The 12872-nt window shown below is 64.3% G+C and carries 12 protein-coding genes and 1 riboswitch; of the genes, 6 read left to right on the top strand and 6 right to left on the bottom strand.

Going from position 1 to position 12872, the window contains the following annotated elements; translation table 11 throughout:
• The first annotated feature begins 217 nt into the window (after nt 1–217).
• Entirely contained in the window at nt 218–1414 is a 1197-nt protein-coding gene (uxuA, locus tag Mame_RS20660; protein WP_018064520.1) for a mannonate dehydratase, read from the top strand.
• Here uxuA and Mame_RS20655 read toward each other — a convergent pair.
• Entirely contained in the window at nt 1395–1877 is a 483-nt protein-coding gene (locus Mame_RS20655; RefSeq protein WP_051085096.1) for a MarR family winged helix-turn-helix transcriptional regulator, read from the bottom strand. The genes uxuA and Mame_RS20655 overlap by 20 nt on opposite strands.
• Before the next feature lie 68 nt (nt 1878–1945).
• Between Mame_RS20655 and Mame_RS20650 the strand changes: the two genes are divergently transcribed.
• The 5 genes from Mame_RS20650 (at nt 1946) to Mame_RS20630 (ending at nt 6124) form a co-directional block, all read left to right on the top strand.
• Nucleotides 1946–2299, top strand: coding sequence for a DUF1428 domain-containing protein (locus Mame_RS20650; protein WP_018064522.1), 354 nt, complete (start codon nt 1946–1948; stop codon nt 2297–2299).
• A gap of 109 nt (nt 2300–2408) precedes the next feature.
• Nucleotides 2409–2563, top strand: a riboswitch (FMN riboswitch).
• Between the two features lie 100 nt (nt 2564–2663).
• On the top strand, nt 2664–3671 hold the full coding sequence (gene ribD / locus Mame_RS20645; protein WP_018064523.1) for a bifunctional diaminohydroxyphosphoribosylaminopyrimidine deaminase/5-amino-6-(5-phosphoribosylamino)uracil reductase RibD: 1008 nt from the start codon (nt 2664–2666) through the stop codon (nt 3669–3671).
• Nucleotides 3668–4879 carry a bifunctional 3,4-dihydroxy-2-butanone-4-phosphate synthase/GTP cyclohydrolase II gene (locus Mame_RS20640; protein WP_018064524.1) on the top strand — a complete coding sequence of 404 codons (1212 nt, stop codon included), beginning with the start codon at nt 3668–3670 and terminating at the stop codon, nt 4877–4879. Before ribD ends, Mame_RS20640 begins: the two co-directional genes overlap by 4 nt.
• Nucleotides 4880–4926: 47 nt before the next feature.
• On the top strand, nt 4927–5367 hold the full coding sequence (gene ribH / locus Mame_RS20635) for a 6,7-dimethyl-8-ribityllumazine synthase (RefSeq protein ID WP_018064525.1): 441 nt from the start codon (nt 4927–4929) through the stop codon (nt 5365–5367).
• 109 nt (nt 5368–5476) lie between these two features.
• Nucleotides 5477–6124, top strand: a complete 648-nt coding sequence (locus tag Mame_RS20630) for a pyridoxamine 5'-phosphate oxidase family protein (protein ID WP_018064526.1) — start codon at nt 5477–5479, stop codon at nt 6122–6124.
• A gap of 35 nt (nt 6125–6159) precedes the next feature.
• Here Mame_RS20630 and Mame_RS20625 read toward each other — a convergent pair whose 3' ends face one another.
• From Mame_RS20625 to Mame_RS20605, 5 genes are all read right to left on the bottom strand, one after another.
• A complete protein-coding gene (locus Mame_RS20625) occupies nt 6160–6657 on the bottom strand; it encodes a P-loop nucleotide/nucleoside kinase family protein (RefSeq protein WP_018064527.1) in 498 nt (165 codons plus the stop codon).
• A gap of 59 nt (nt 6658–6716) precedes the next feature.
• Nucleotides 6717–10040, bottom strand: coding sequence for an error-prone DNA polymerase (locus Mame_RS20620; protein WP_018064528.1), 3324 nt, complete (start codon nt 10038–10040; stop codon nt 6717–6719).
• Between the two features lie 9 nt (nt 10041–10049).
• Nucleotides 10050–11519, bottom strand: coding sequence for a Y-family DNA polymerase (locus Mame_RS20615; protein WP_018064529.1), 1470 nt, complete (start codon nt 11517–11519; stop codon nt 10050–10052).
• Nucleotides 11446–12027, bottom strand: coding sequence for an ImuA family protein (locus Mame_RS20610; protein WP_018064530.1), 582 nt, complete (start codon nt 12025–12027; stop codon nt 11446–11448). The genes Mame_RS20615 and Mame_RS20610 overlap by 74 nt, the downstream gene beginning before the upstream one ends.
• A gap of 64 nt (nt 12028–12091) precedes the next feature.
• The gene (locus Mame_RS20605; RefSeq protein ID WP_018064531.1) at nt 12092–12835 is read right to left on the bottom strand and encodes an SDR family oxidoreductase; all 744 of its coding nucleotides are present in this window, start codon (nt 12833–12835) and stop codon (nt 12092–12094) included.
• Between the last annotated feature and the right edge of the window lie 37 nt (nt 12836–12872).

The raw sequence follows: 12872 nt of genomic DNA, 5'->3' as shown, positions 1-12872 counted from the left end.
CTTCCATACTAGTCAACAGGACATTTCAATGCTAAGCCTGTGCCGTGGCCATCCGGGTGTTTGCGCGCCCGGGCCCGGCTGCTTGAGCGCGTCCAGGAAAAGTGGATACCGTTTGCCGACCGGACACGCGTAAAAACAAATGGATTGGGCATTTCCGGGGATTCGGTTTCCATCGGAAATGCTCTAATGAGATGAAAAATGTTTCGGGAGAGAGAGTATGCGGCAGACATGGCGCTGGTTCGGACCTTTGGATCGCGTATCGATCGACGATATGCTGCAGGCTGGCGTCGAAGGCGTGGTCACCGCGCTGCACCATGTCCCGACCGGCGAGGTCTGGACACCGGCCGAGATCGCTGGGCGGCAGGCCGAGCTGACGCTGATGAGCGACGGCACGCCGTCCGGTCTGAAATGGGAAGTGGTCGAAAGCCTGCCGGTTTCCGAGGATATCAAGAAGCAGAAGGGCGACTGGCGCCGCCACATCGATAATTACAAGACCAGCATGGCAAATCTCGCCGAGGCCGGTATCGAGACCATCTGCTACAATTTCATGCCGGTTCTGGACTGGACCCGCACCGATCTCGCCTATCGCCTGAAGACCGGCGCGACCTGCATGCGCTTCGACTACGCCGATTTCGCCGCCTTCGATATTCATATCCTGCAGCGTCCCGGCGCCGGGGAGGATTTCGCCGATGATGTGCGCGCCGAGGCCGACCGCCGGTTTGCCGCAATGGATGAAGCGCGCAAGACCGAACTTGCGAAGAATATCGTGTTCGGCCTTCCGGGCGCGGCCGAGAGCTTCACGCTGGAGGATGTGCGCCGGCATCTCGCCGAGTATGCAACGATTTCAGCCGAGGGGCTGAGGGCTCATTTCATCGATTTCCTGGAGGAGGTTGTGCCGGTTGCCGAAGAGCTCGGGCTCAGGCTCTGCTGCCACCCCGACGATCCGCCCTTCGGCCTTCTGGGCCTGCCGCGGGTGATGTCGACGGAAGCCGATTACGGGGCGATGATGAAGGCGGTCGATAGTCCAGCCAACGGCATCACGCTTTGCTCCGGTTCGCTCGGCGCGCGGCCCGACAATGACCTGCCGGGCATGATGGAGCGGCTGGGCGACCGGGTGCATTTCCTGCACCTGCGCAATGTCCATCGCGAGAGCGTCGGCATTGCGGGCTCGTTCTACGAATGCGAGCATCTCGGCGGCGATACCGATATGGTGGCGCTGATGGCGGCGGCGATTGCCGAGGAGCGGCGACGCAAGGCCGCGGGCCGCGCCGACTGGAATATCCCCTTCCGGCCCGATCACGGCCTCGACATTCTCGATGACCAGAAGCGCAGGGCCCAGCCCGGCTATCCGGCGATCGGCCGGCTGAAGGGGCTTGCGGAACTGCGCGGCATCCTCACGGCGCTGGATCGCTGAGTTCTTCGTCGGGGTCGGGCAGTGCAAATGTCAGCGCCAGAAGGTTTGTGCGCAGCCGGTCGATATCCGCGCCAACCACCTTGTCGATCCGGTCATGGGTCTCGCGCCAGATCGGCACGGCCTTCTCCAGAAGGTCGCGCCCCTCATCGGTCAGTTTCAGCCGGCGGACGCGCCTGTCCTTGTCGTCCTGGAACGAGGTCATCAGGCCGCGACGTTCCAGCGGCTTTATGCTCGCCGTCAGCGTGGTGCGGTCCATCGCCAGCAAATGGGCGACCTCGGCCACGCGCGGCGGTTCCGGCCGGTTGAGCGAGACCAGCAGCGAATACTGTCCGTTGGTGAGCCCCAGCGGCCGCAGCACCTCGTCGAAATACCGGCCCACGGCCCGCGCGGCGCGCTGGAGGTGAAGGCAAAGGCACCTGTCCCGAACCTCCAGGGTGACTGACAGGGGTAGACTTTCACGCATATCCGTGCCTTTATGTTGATATCAACGTATGTTCCGCAACGGACAAAGTCAAGATATCGGAGGATTTCATGGCGTATGTAGACGGGTTTTTGGTCCCTGTTCCCGCTGAAAACAAGAAGGCCTATGTGGATTTATGCGCCCATGCGGCAAAAAAGTTCCGGGAATGGGGTGCGCTCGACTATGTCGAATGCTGGGGCGATGACGTGCCGGACGGCAAAGTGACCTCCTTCCCGATGGCGGTGAAACGTGAGGAGAACGAAGTCGTCGTGTTTTCCTGGGTCATCTGGCCGGACAAGGCGGCGCGCGACGCGGCCTGGCAGAAAATGATAGACGATCCCGAAATGGGCGAGATGAAAATGCCCTTCGATGGCAAGCGCATGATCTTTGGTGGTTTCGTGCCGGTGTTCGAACTCGACGCATAAATGCCGCGTTGACACTGTGTCTCGCCCTTCCGCGACAGCGAAGGCAGAATCGGGCTTGTCATTTTCAGATTGCCCCCCTAAGTTTAGGTCGCCGGTCCGGTTGGGCCGGTGACGTTCTCAGGGCGGGGTGAAATTCCCCACCGGCGGTAATTGCTCTTATCGAGCATCAGCCCGCGAGCGCCTTTTTCGAGAGTCGAAGAAGGGTCAGCAGATCCGGTGTAATTCCGGAGCCGACGGTTAGAGTCCGGATGGAAGAGAACAAAGCGTATCGACGCGCGGAATCTACCCTTTGACGAGGGTATTTTACGCTGTTTTTACGCTTTTTGCCCTGCTGGCGTCTTGTTGCAATAACGAGGCCAAGGGCATGATCACAGCCCCGGACATAACGATATCATCAGCCGAGCATGCCGCCTTGCGGCGTGCGCTTGAGGGTGCCGCGCGCTTTGCCGGCGCCACCTCTCCAAATCCGCCGGTCGGTTGCGTGTTGCTGGATGAAGATGGCGCGGTGCTGGCCGAAGGCTATCACATGAAAGCCGGCGAGGCGCATGCTGAGGCCATGGCAATCGCGAGCGCCCGGACGCTTGGCGTGTCGGGCCGCATCCACACCGTGGTGGTGACGCTCGAGCCCTGCAATCACCATGGCCGCACCCCGCCCTGTTCGGATGCGATCCTAGCGACCCCGGCGCGCCGGGTGATCATCGGCGCGGCCGATCCCAACCCCTCGGTCAAGGGCGGCGGCGCGGCGCGGCTGAAGGCGGCGGGGCTCGATGTCGTCTTCATCGACGACGACCCGGAACTCCGTGGCCAGAGCGTTGCCGCCAGACGGCTGATCGCGCCTTTCGCCAAACATGCCCGAACGGGAAGGCCCTGGGTCACCGTCAAGCAGGCGGTGGACGAGACCGGCGGCATGGCACCGCCGGCCGGCCGCAAGACATTCACCTCGAAGTCCTCGCTGGTGTTTGCCCACAGGCTGCGCCGCCGTGCCGATGCGATCCTCACCGGATCGGGCACGGTGCTTGCCGATGACCCGGAATTCACGGTGCGCCATGTGCCCGATTTTCCCGGCAAGCGCCGGTTTCTGGCTTTGCTTGACCGCCGGGGGCGGGTGCCGCAGCGCTATCTCGAAGCGGCACGCGCGCGCGGCTTCACCGTGCTCAACCCCGCCGGCCTTGACGAAGCGATCGCCATGCTGGGCGCGCGGGGCGCGCTGGAAGTGCTGGTCGAGGCCGGACCTTCGCTCACCGCAGCCGTGCTTAATGCCGGCCTTGCCGACGAACATGTGCTGATCACCAAGGGTAATCCCGATCATATCGCGATCACCCATGCCAATCCCGAATTTGATGCCGTTAAAGGGCCCGGAGAAGACCAATGAAGATGGAACGCGATTTTTCTATGGAGCCGGTGGAACGCGCGCTGGACGCCATGCGCGCCGGCCGCATGGTGCTGCTGGTCGATGACGAAGCCCGTGAAAACGAGGGCGATGTCGTGGTCGCCGCCGAGTTCGCCGATGCCGCCGCCGTCAATTTCATGGCCAAGCACGCGCGCGGGCTGATCTGCCTGACGCTGACGGGAGCGCAGGTCGACCGGCTAGGCCTGACCCCGATGGTGGCCGACAACCGCGCCCGCCATACCACCGCGTTCACGGTCTCGATCGAGGCGGCAGAGGGGATTACCACCGGCATTTCGGCGGCAGAACGCGCCCGAACGGTCGCCGCCGCCGCCAATCCGGACGCGAAGCCCGGCGATATCGTCTCGCCCGGCCACATGTTTCCGCTGCGCGCCGTCGAAGGCGGCGTCCTTGCCCGTGACGGCCACACCGAGGGGGCGGTGGATCTCGCCCGGCTCGCCGGCCTGAACCCGGCGGCTGTGATCTGCGAGGTGATGCGCGACGACGGCGAGATGGCCCGCCGCGACGACCTGATGGCGTTTGCCAAAGAGCATGACATGCCGTTCCTGACGATTGCCGACCTTGCCGAATACCGCATGCGAACCGAAATCCTCGTTGACGAGGTCGCGGCGGCCAACCTGCCCGTCGCGCATGGCGCGTTCAAGGTCCATGCCTTCACGAGCAGGGTCGACGGCGTGGAGCATCTGGCGCTGGTCAAGGGCCCGCTTTCGGCAAGCCCGCTGGTGCGGGTGCATTCGGAATGCCTGACCGGCGACGTGTTCGGTTCGCTGCGCTGCGATTGCGGCGATCAGCTTGCAGAAAGCATGGCGCTGATCGGGGAGAAGGGCGGCGTCGTGGTCTATCTGCGCGGGCAGGAGGGCAGGGGCATCGGCCTTGCCAACAAGATCCGCGCCTATGGCCTTCAGGAACAAGGGCTCGATACCCACGCGGCCAATCTGGCGCTCGGCCTGCCGGCCGATGCCCGGCAATATTATACCGCCGCCCATATCCTCAAGAGCCTCGGCGTCTCAAGGCTGCAGCTATTGTCCAACAATCCGGCAAAGCCCGAGGCGCTCGCCCGCTGCGGGCTGACGGTTGAAAAACGGTTGCCACTGATCATCGCAACCAACCCACATAACGAAACCTATCTGGCGGCCAAGCGCGAGAAGTTCGGCCACCTTCTGCCGAACTGAGCCCGCCTGCCTGTTCCGGCACATCTTGACACTGAAAGGAAAACAGCGTGTCCCATCGCATCGCCATCGTCATCTCCCGCTTCAACGAAAAGGTCACCACCGGCCTTCTGAACGGCGCAAAGGCCGAGCTTGCCGAACGCGGCGCGCCGGTTTCCGACGCCGATATCTTCGACGTGCCGGGCGCCTTCGAAATCCCGCTGGTCGCCAAGAAGCTTGCCCAAACGGGAAAATTCGCAGGCGTCGTCTGCATCGGCGCGGTGATCAAAGGCGAGACGGCCCATTTCGAATATATCTCGGAAGCCGCTGCTCACGGCCTGATGCAGGTCTCGCTCGAAACCGAAATGCCCGTCACCTTCGGCATCCTCACCACCTACACCGCCTTCCAGGCTTTCGACCGCTCGGGTGACGACGAGCACAACAAGGGCCGCGAGGCTGCCGCCGCCTGCGTGGAGGCCCTGGACGCTCTGGCGAAGGTCGCAGCGGCCTGAGTGCTGTCAACCGCCCCCGCCTGTTGCTCGTCGGCCGGGGGCGTTTTTTTCTTGTAAAAACGGCCTTCGCCCGTCATCCATGGTTTCGATATGAGCGGAGGACGAGGCTATGGCGGGCGCATTGAAACCGGAATTCCTGATAGCGGACGAACAGGAACTGCGATCCCTGTTTCCGGCGACGCACGACCTTGCGGCGAAGAAATCCCTGCCGCGGCTCGACCGGCATGCGATCGATTTCATCGCGCGCTCGCCGTTTCTCTGTATCGGCACCCAGGCGGCCGATGGCCGGGCGGATGTCAGCCCGCGCGGCGATCCGCGCGGGTTCGTGAAGGTGCTGGATGACAGGACGCTGCTGATACCCGACCGGCCCGGCAACAACCGGCTCGATACCCAGTCGAACATCCTCGCCAATCCTTCGGTCGGCCTGATCTTCATGGTGCCGGGCTTCGATGACACGCTGCGGATCAACGGCCGGGCCGTGATCACCCACGATCCCGACCTGCTCGCGCTGCTTGCGGTCAAGGACCGCCTGCCGCTGACCGCGATCGCGGTCCATGTGGAGGAGGTTTTCCTGCACTGCGCCAAGGCCTTCCGCCGCTCGAAACTCTGGGACCCGGAAAGCCGCCAGGACCGCAGCGAAATGCCCTCGCTGGTGAAGATCATCCTCGACCAGATCGACGCCGCGCCGGAAGATCCGGAGGAGATGAAGACGTTGGATGAGGGGCTTGAGGAGAGCTACCGGAAGTCGATGTATTGAGGTGTCGTGTCCGGCCCCGCTTCCGGTCTGATGCCTCAAAGATTTGATATGATTTGCGAAACGGCCTGTTCGACGCTGCTTCCGGCGGTGTCGATGCGGATATCGGCGATGGACCAGCCTGCGTAGTCGCGCGCGATCACGTCCTGCCAAGTGGGCTTCTTCCAGCCGGGGATATCGATCGGGCGTTCTTCGACGCGCAGACGGTGGATGGCGGGATCGGAACAGATGATCTCGACCCCCAGAAAGCGGGCATCGGCCCGCGCGGCAGCCTCCGCGAACATCTCTCTCGTAAGCGCCCAGGGGTTCACGCAATCGGTGATCACGGTATGGCCGAGGGCGAGATTGGAGGTCGCGAGTGCGGCGAGAATCTCATAGCTCTCCGATCCGATATCCCGGTCGGGAGCATGCGCCAGCATGATGGTCTCGATTTCATCGACACGAAGATAGACCGCGCCGGTCTTGGCCGAAAGCGCCCTGGCAATGGTGCTCTTGCCCGTGCCGGGCAGGCCCGCGAAAGCGATAAGGGTTTTCAAGTTTTTCGTCCTTTCATGGCTGCGCCGGGCTATTTCATGCCCCGGTATCGGATGAAAACTCAATGAAAATCCCGGCTCGGGAACAACCGTTTCGCCTGCTCCCGCGGGTGGTGGGCGCGGGGCTGGAGTTTCGGGCGGCGCGGCGTGTCGTCGGCCTTTGGATCGGTGATGCCGATGGCGTCGTCCATCGGGTGGCCGAGTTCGGAGAGGCGCCAGGAGCAATCCTCGATGGTTTCGGCGATCACGTGGACGACCACGCCTTCGCGCTGTAATTTGCCGGTGACCTTCAGCAGCCTGCCGCCCATCACCGTGCGGCGGAAGCGTTCATAGACCTTTTTCCACACGACGACGTTGGAGACGCCGGTTTCGTCTTCCAGCGTCAGGAAGATGACGCCGGAGGCCGTGCCGGGGCGCTGGCGGGTGATGACGAGGCCTGAGACGCTGACGCGCCGCAGCGGCGTTGTCGCCAGCGCCGAATGCAGCGTCAGGCCGGGCATTTTAGGGCGCAGCAGCTCCATCGGGTGGGCGCGCAGGCTCATGCGGGTCGCGACATAATCCTCCACCACCTGTTCGCCGAGATTCATCGTCGGCAGGATCACATCCGGTTCGCTGATATGCTCGCCGTCGATCGGGTCGTTGAAAAGCGGCAGCGGTTTTGGCGCGCGGATCGCCTTCACCCGCCACAGCGCATCGCGGCGCGACAGGCCGGCATCGGCGAAGGCGTCGGCCTCGGCAAGGCGCTCCAGCACCGCCGGCATCAGGCCTGCGCGCAGCCACACGTCTTCCGGCGTCTGGTAGCCGTTGCCGCGCGCGTTCTCCAGCCAGACGGCATCCTCCTGCTTCAGCCCCTTGATCTGGCGGAAGCCGAGCCGCAGCGCATAGGCGCCATCGGCGCGGCGCTCCAGCGTGCAGTCCCAGGCGCTGTGATTGACCGAGATGGGCCGCACCTCGACCTGATGCTCGCGGGCATCGCGGACGATCTGGGCCGGCGCGTAAAAGCCCATCGGCTGCGAATTCAGCAGCGCGCAGGCGAAGGCCGCCGGATAATGGCATTTCAGCCAGGCCGAGACATAGGTGAGCATGGCGAAGGCGGCCGCATGGCTTTCGGGAAAACCGTAATCGGCAAAGCCCTTGATCTGGGCGAAGCAGCGCTGGGCGAAATCAAGCTCGTAGTCATTTTTGAGCATGCCGTTGATGAATTGTTCCTCGAATTCACCGATCGTGCCCATCTGGCGGAAGCTTGCGAGCGAGCGGCGCAGCCGGTCGGCATCCTCCGGCGAAAACCCAGCGGCAACCACGGCGATCAGCATCGCCTGTTCCTGGAACAGCGGTACGCCCTTGGTCTTTTCGAGAACGCCGCGGAGTTCCTCCTTCGGATAGGTGACCTTTTCATGCCCCAGCCGCCGCCGGATATAGGGCTGCACCATGCCCCCCTGGATCGGGCCGGGGCGCACGATCGCGACTTCGATGACGAGGTCGTAGAATTCACGCGGCTGCATGCGCGGCAGGAAGTTCATCTGGGCCCGGCTTTCCACCTGGAACACGCCGATGGCATCGGCGGCGCAGAGCATGTCGTAGGTGGCTTCGTCGTCCTGAGGAACCTCGGCTATGGTAAGCGGACGGTTGTAATGCTGGGTCAGCAGGCCGAAGCATTTCTGTAGACAGGTCAGCATGCCAAGGCTCAGGACATCGACCTTGAGGATGTTGAGCGCATCGATATCGTCCTTGTCCCATTCGATCACGGTGCGGTCTTCCATCGCCGCGTTCTCGATCGGACAGAGCTCGTCCAGCCGATCCTCGGTAATGACGAAGCCGCCGACATGCTGCGACAGGTGCCGGGGAAAGTCGATGATTTCGCCGATCAGGCGAATGGTCTGGGCGAGCCGGCGATCGGAAGGATCAAGGCCGACCTCCTTCAGCCGTTCCGGTTCGGCGCCCTTGCTGGAAATACCCCAGATCTGGCCGGAAAGGGCGGCGGTGACATCGTTCGACAGGCCCATCACCTTGCCGACCTCGCGGATCGCCGCGCGCGAGCGGAAATGGATCACGGTGGCGCAGAGCCCGGCATGGTCGCGGCCATATGTCTTGTAGATGTACTGGATCACCTTCTCGCGTTCTTCATGCTCGAAATCGACGTCGATATCGGGTGGCTCGCCGCGATGGCGGGAGACGAAGCGCTCGAACACCATGCCGATCATCTCCGGCTTCACATCGGTGATGCCGAGCGCATAGCAGAGGATGGAGTTGGCCGCCGAGCCGCGCCCCTGACACAGAATGCCCTTGCTGCGCGCAAAGGCGATGATGTCGTGGACGGTGAGGAAATAGGCGGCGTAGCCGAGCTCGCCGACCAGCGCCAGCTCCTTTTCCGCAAGCTCCCGGTTGCGTGCCGGAATGCCTTCGGGATTGCGCCGCCTCAACCCCTCCCAGGTGAGGCGGGCAAGGCGGGCCTGCGGCGCCACGCCATGGGCGACCTCGGCGGGATAGTTGTAGGAAAGCTCGGTCAGCTCGAAGGTGAGGCGCGCGGTGATCTCCAGCGTGCGGCGGATGGCGGCGGGATGATCGCGGAAAATATCCGCCATTTCCTGCGCCGGCTTCAGCCGCCGCTCGGCATTTGGCAGCGCAAGGTGGCCGATCGCATCAATGGTGATGTGATGGCGCATGCAGGTCAGCACATCGGCGAGCTGGCGGCGGCTGGCGTGGTGCATCAGCACGTCGCCAACGGCGACCATCGGCGCGCCGGTCTTGTGTGAAAGGGCGGTGAGGGCGGCAAACCAGGCGGCATCGGAGCCGTCATAGCGCGGGGCCGCGCCGGTGAAGACGTGGCCGGGAAAGCGGCGGTGCGCCTGGGTGATATGGTCTGTCGCCTCCGCCCTGTTCTCCAGCCCCTGGGGCAGCGCGATCAGGATGGAGCCATCGGCCCATTCCAGCATGTCGCGGAGGTAAAGCAGGCATTCGCCCTTTTGCGCGCGGCGCTTGCCGAGGCTCAGGAGCCGCACGAGTTTCTGATAGGCCGGCTTGTCCTTCGGCAGCGCCACGAAATCGACGGGGCTGTCGGCCAGCACCAGCCGGCAGCCGACGATCAGGCGCGGCAGGCGGCGGATGGGCGGCAGAGGGATGGCGCGGGCATCGCCGGCCGGCTGGCGCGACGAGGGATCGATATGGGTCGAAAGCCGGATCGATTGTTCCTCGGCCTGCTTCTCGATCTTGCGTCTGATTTCCTTCAGCGCCCGGAAGGCGCGGACCACGCCGGCAAGTGAATTGCGGTCGGTGATGGCGATGGCCGCAAGGTCCAGTTCGGCGGCGCGGATCACCATCTCCTCCGGATGCGAGGCACCGGTGAGGAAGGTGAAATTGGTGGTGACGCATAACTCGGCATAATCCATGGTCGGACCTCACGCGAACAGGCCATGGACGAACCAGCCGGGGGTCTGCGGGGTGTGAAACATCCACAGCCTCAGCCCCTGGCGGGTTTCCACCCGCCAGTAATCGCGCAGGCCTGTGCGCCAGGCCTCGTCCGGCCGCCACCATTCCGGGGCGATCCGCTCCGGTCCGCAGCTTGCCGCCGTCTCGAACCGCATGCGCCGCCAGGAAAACCGCGAGGGCGGGCGGCGGGCGGCGTCGCTCGTCACCGGCTCGGGGGCGAACATGCGCAAGGGGCGGGGATGATCCATGCGCCATTCGGTATCCACCCTGCCATAGGCGGCGGGGTTCTCGGTGAAGCCGCGTTCGGGAATATGGCTGGCGACCGGCTGGAAGCGGACGATGTTATCAAGCCCGATGCGCGCGCCAAGCCTTGTGACGAGATCGTCCAGCGCCTCGCCCTCCACCAGCCCGCCTTCGCCGATCTGCTCGGCGGGCAGGACTTCCACATCGAGGGCTTCGAGCCGGATCCGCTCGATGCCGAAGCCGGCGTCGATCTCGCCGACCGGGCGTTCGAACAGGCGCAGGATCCGGGGTGCCTCGCGCATCGGGCGGGCGAGGCGGAGGGTGACATTCTGTCGGGTCTGGTCGACGCGCTCCACCGAGAGCATAATGGCCCGCGCGCCTGCTTCCCGGTTCTTCAGCCGCAGGCAGAGCGTGTCCAACAGGCGGGAAAGGGCGGCCATCACGTCATCCACAAGGCCGATCGGTTCGGGAAAACTCATCCGCACACCGTAATGCGGCGGCTCGGAAAGCGGCGAGACGGCCTCGCCGCGTGTCCCGAGCGCCTGTTCGAGTCGTTCGATCAGCGCCATGTCGAAGCGGCGGGCGAGCGTGGCGCGGGGCAGGGCCGTCATGTCGGCAATGGTGTTGAGGCCGAGGCGTTTCAGGGCGGTTGCGGTCTTGTCGTCGATGCGGAGCGCCGAGACCGAAAGCGGGCCGAGTGCTGCGCTGGTCTTGCCCGGGGGCGCAATGCCGGGGGCGAAATGGGCCAGCGCCCAGGCCGCGCCGCGCGTGTCGGCGATGCCGATCTTCGCGGAAAGCCGGGCGCGGGCAAGCCGCTCCTTCATGTCCTCAAGCATCGCCGCTTCGCCGCCGAAAAGGTGGGATGCGCCGGTGATGTCGAGCACCAGCCCGTCTTCGCCGTCGAGCCCGGCATGGGGCGTATAGCGCGTCGCCCAGCGGGCGAGCATGGTGAGGAAGCGTCGGTCGGCATCGATATCGGCGGGACGGGTGACGAGGTCCGGCACATAGGCGCGGGCATCGGCAAGCCCCATGCCGCGCTCCAGCCCCTGGCCCTCGGCCTCCCGGTTGAGGTCGTAAAGCCGGTCGTGATTGCCCTCGTTCAGCGTGACGGCGAACGGGCCATCAACCGGGCGGGCCCTTAGAACCCGCTCGCTCGGCAGTCTCTGAAACCATATGGATACGACGCGCCGTTTCATCCCACCGCACTGCCCAACTGTTATTTGTTCCTGCTTTGTTCTTTATAATCGACCATTCCTGCAGAGTCGAGTCGGAAGCCGAAAACAGCGGTTTGCAGAGCCAGCGCGTGGTCGCCGCCTGATTGCCGGCGCCTTCGGGATGCAGCGAAAGGCCGATGCTGCGGCCGCTTTCGGCGGCAAGCTGCAGGCGGCGGCCGGGGGTGAGCTCGACCGGCTTGTCCACCTCCATGACGACGAGGCCGACGGCGCCCGAACGCAGGCCTTCTTCGGCGGCGGCCAGCGTTTCCGTCTGGTCGGCGGTGCGCGCCAGGATGATATCGCGCGGGTCGAAAAAGGCCGAAAACGCTACCGGATTGATCTCCTCGGCAAACCATGCCGGCTTGATCCACAGCACAGTGCCGCCGGTCATGCCGGCAAGGGCTGCCGCAAAGAAAGGGGCGCCGGGGCCGGAGGCGTCATGCACCCGGCCGCGCTGGAGCGGAAATATGGTCGAAAACGCATCCTGCATGAGACGATGATATAGCGGATCGGATGAGAATGAAAAGGCAACAAAAGTGTGAGCGCATGCGCCCTCACGCCTGTTCCATCAATGCCACCGCATCCGCGCCCGCCGGAAAGCGCAATTGTCCCGATGTGTCATGCACCGCGCGCCAGATTGCCTCGGCGACATCGCTTTCCTTCGTCATCAGCGGCGGGTTCGCATAACCGGCGAAAATCGGTGCGGCATAGTCCGCATAGGCCTCGGGAATGAGGTCCATCACCGGAATATCGGTATTGGCGGCGAATTGCGTGGTCGGGGCATAGCCGGGCTCCACCAGCTTCGCGCCGATCCCGAAGGCGCCGAGTTCATGGGCGAGCGAGCCCGTAAATCCCTCGATCGCCTGCTTGCTGGCGGTATAGGCGGCGGCGAGCGGCATTGGCGCCAGCGTCACGCTGGAGGTGACGTTGACGATCGTGCCCGTCCCGCGCGTCCGCATGCCGGGGATAGCCGCCTGGGTCATCGCCATCACGCCGAAGGTGTTGGTCTCGAACACCTTGCGGATATGGGCCATCGGCGTGGCCTCGAAGGCGCCGACGACGCCGATACCGGCATTGTTGACGAGGACATCGATGGGGCCGGCGGCCTCGATGGCCGCAGCGATGCTGTCGGCGTCGGTGACATCCAGCGCCAGTAGGCGGATGCGCTCCGATGCGGGGTATAGCTCCGGGCGCGGGCAGCGCATGGTGGCGATGACGGTCCAGCCCTCGGCATGGAAGTGGCGGGCGGTCTCAAACCCGTAACCGGACGAACTGCCGGTGATCAGGATGGTTTTCATATCGGTCTCCCGTGTGTTGTTGACGGGACCGATGTAG

Origin of the sequence: Martelella mediterranea DSM 17316, assembly GCF_002043005.1 — a bacterium.
In the GTDB taxonomy this organism is placed as follows: Bacteria; Pseudomonadota; Alphaproteobacteria; order Rhizobiales; family Rhizobiaceae; genus Martelella; species Martelella mediterranea.
Note: the sequence above shows the minus strand (reverse complement) of the source record. Positions and strands in the feature narration are given on the sequence as shown.

Coding starts and splice junctions, on each gene's coding strand:
- uxuA (WP_018064520.1), top strand. CDS start 218: ATGCGGCAGACATGGCGCTGGTTCGGACCTTTGGATCGCGTATCGATC.
- Mame_RS20655 (WP_051085096.1), bottom strand. CDS start 1,877: ATGCGTGAAAGTCTACCCCTGTCAGTCACCCTGGAGGTTCGGGACAGG.
- Mame_RS20650 (WP_018064522.1), top strand. CDS start 1,946: ATGGCGTATGTAGACGGGTTTTTGGTCCCTGTTCCCGCTGAAAACAAG.
- ribD (WP_018064523.1), top strand. CDS start 2,664: ATGATCACAGCCCCGGACATAACGATATCATCAGCCGAGCATGCCGCC.
- Mame_RS20640 (WP_018064524.1), top strand. CDS start 3,668: ATGAAGATGGAACGCGATTTTTCTATGGAGCCGGTGGAACGCGCGCTG.
- Mame_RS20630 (WP_018064526.1), top strand. CDS start 5,477: ATGGCGGGCGCATTGAAACCGGAATTCCTGATAGCGGACGAACAGGAA.
- Mame_RS20620 (WP_018064528.1), bottom strand. CDS start 10,040: ATGGATTATGCCGAGTTATGCGTCACCACCAATTTCACCTTCCTCACC.
- Mame_RS20615 (WP_018064529.1), bottom strand. CDS start 11,519: ATGAAACGGCGCGTCGTATCCATATGGTTTCAGAGACTGCCGAGCGAG.
- Mame_RS20610 (WP_018064530.1), bottom strand. CDS start 12,027: ATGCAGGATGCGTTTTCGACCATATTTCCGCTCCAGCGCGGCCGGGTG.
- Mame_RS20605 (WP_018064531.1), bottom strand. CDS start 12,835: ATGAAAACCATCCTGATCACCGGCAGTTCGTCCGGTTACGGGTTTGAG.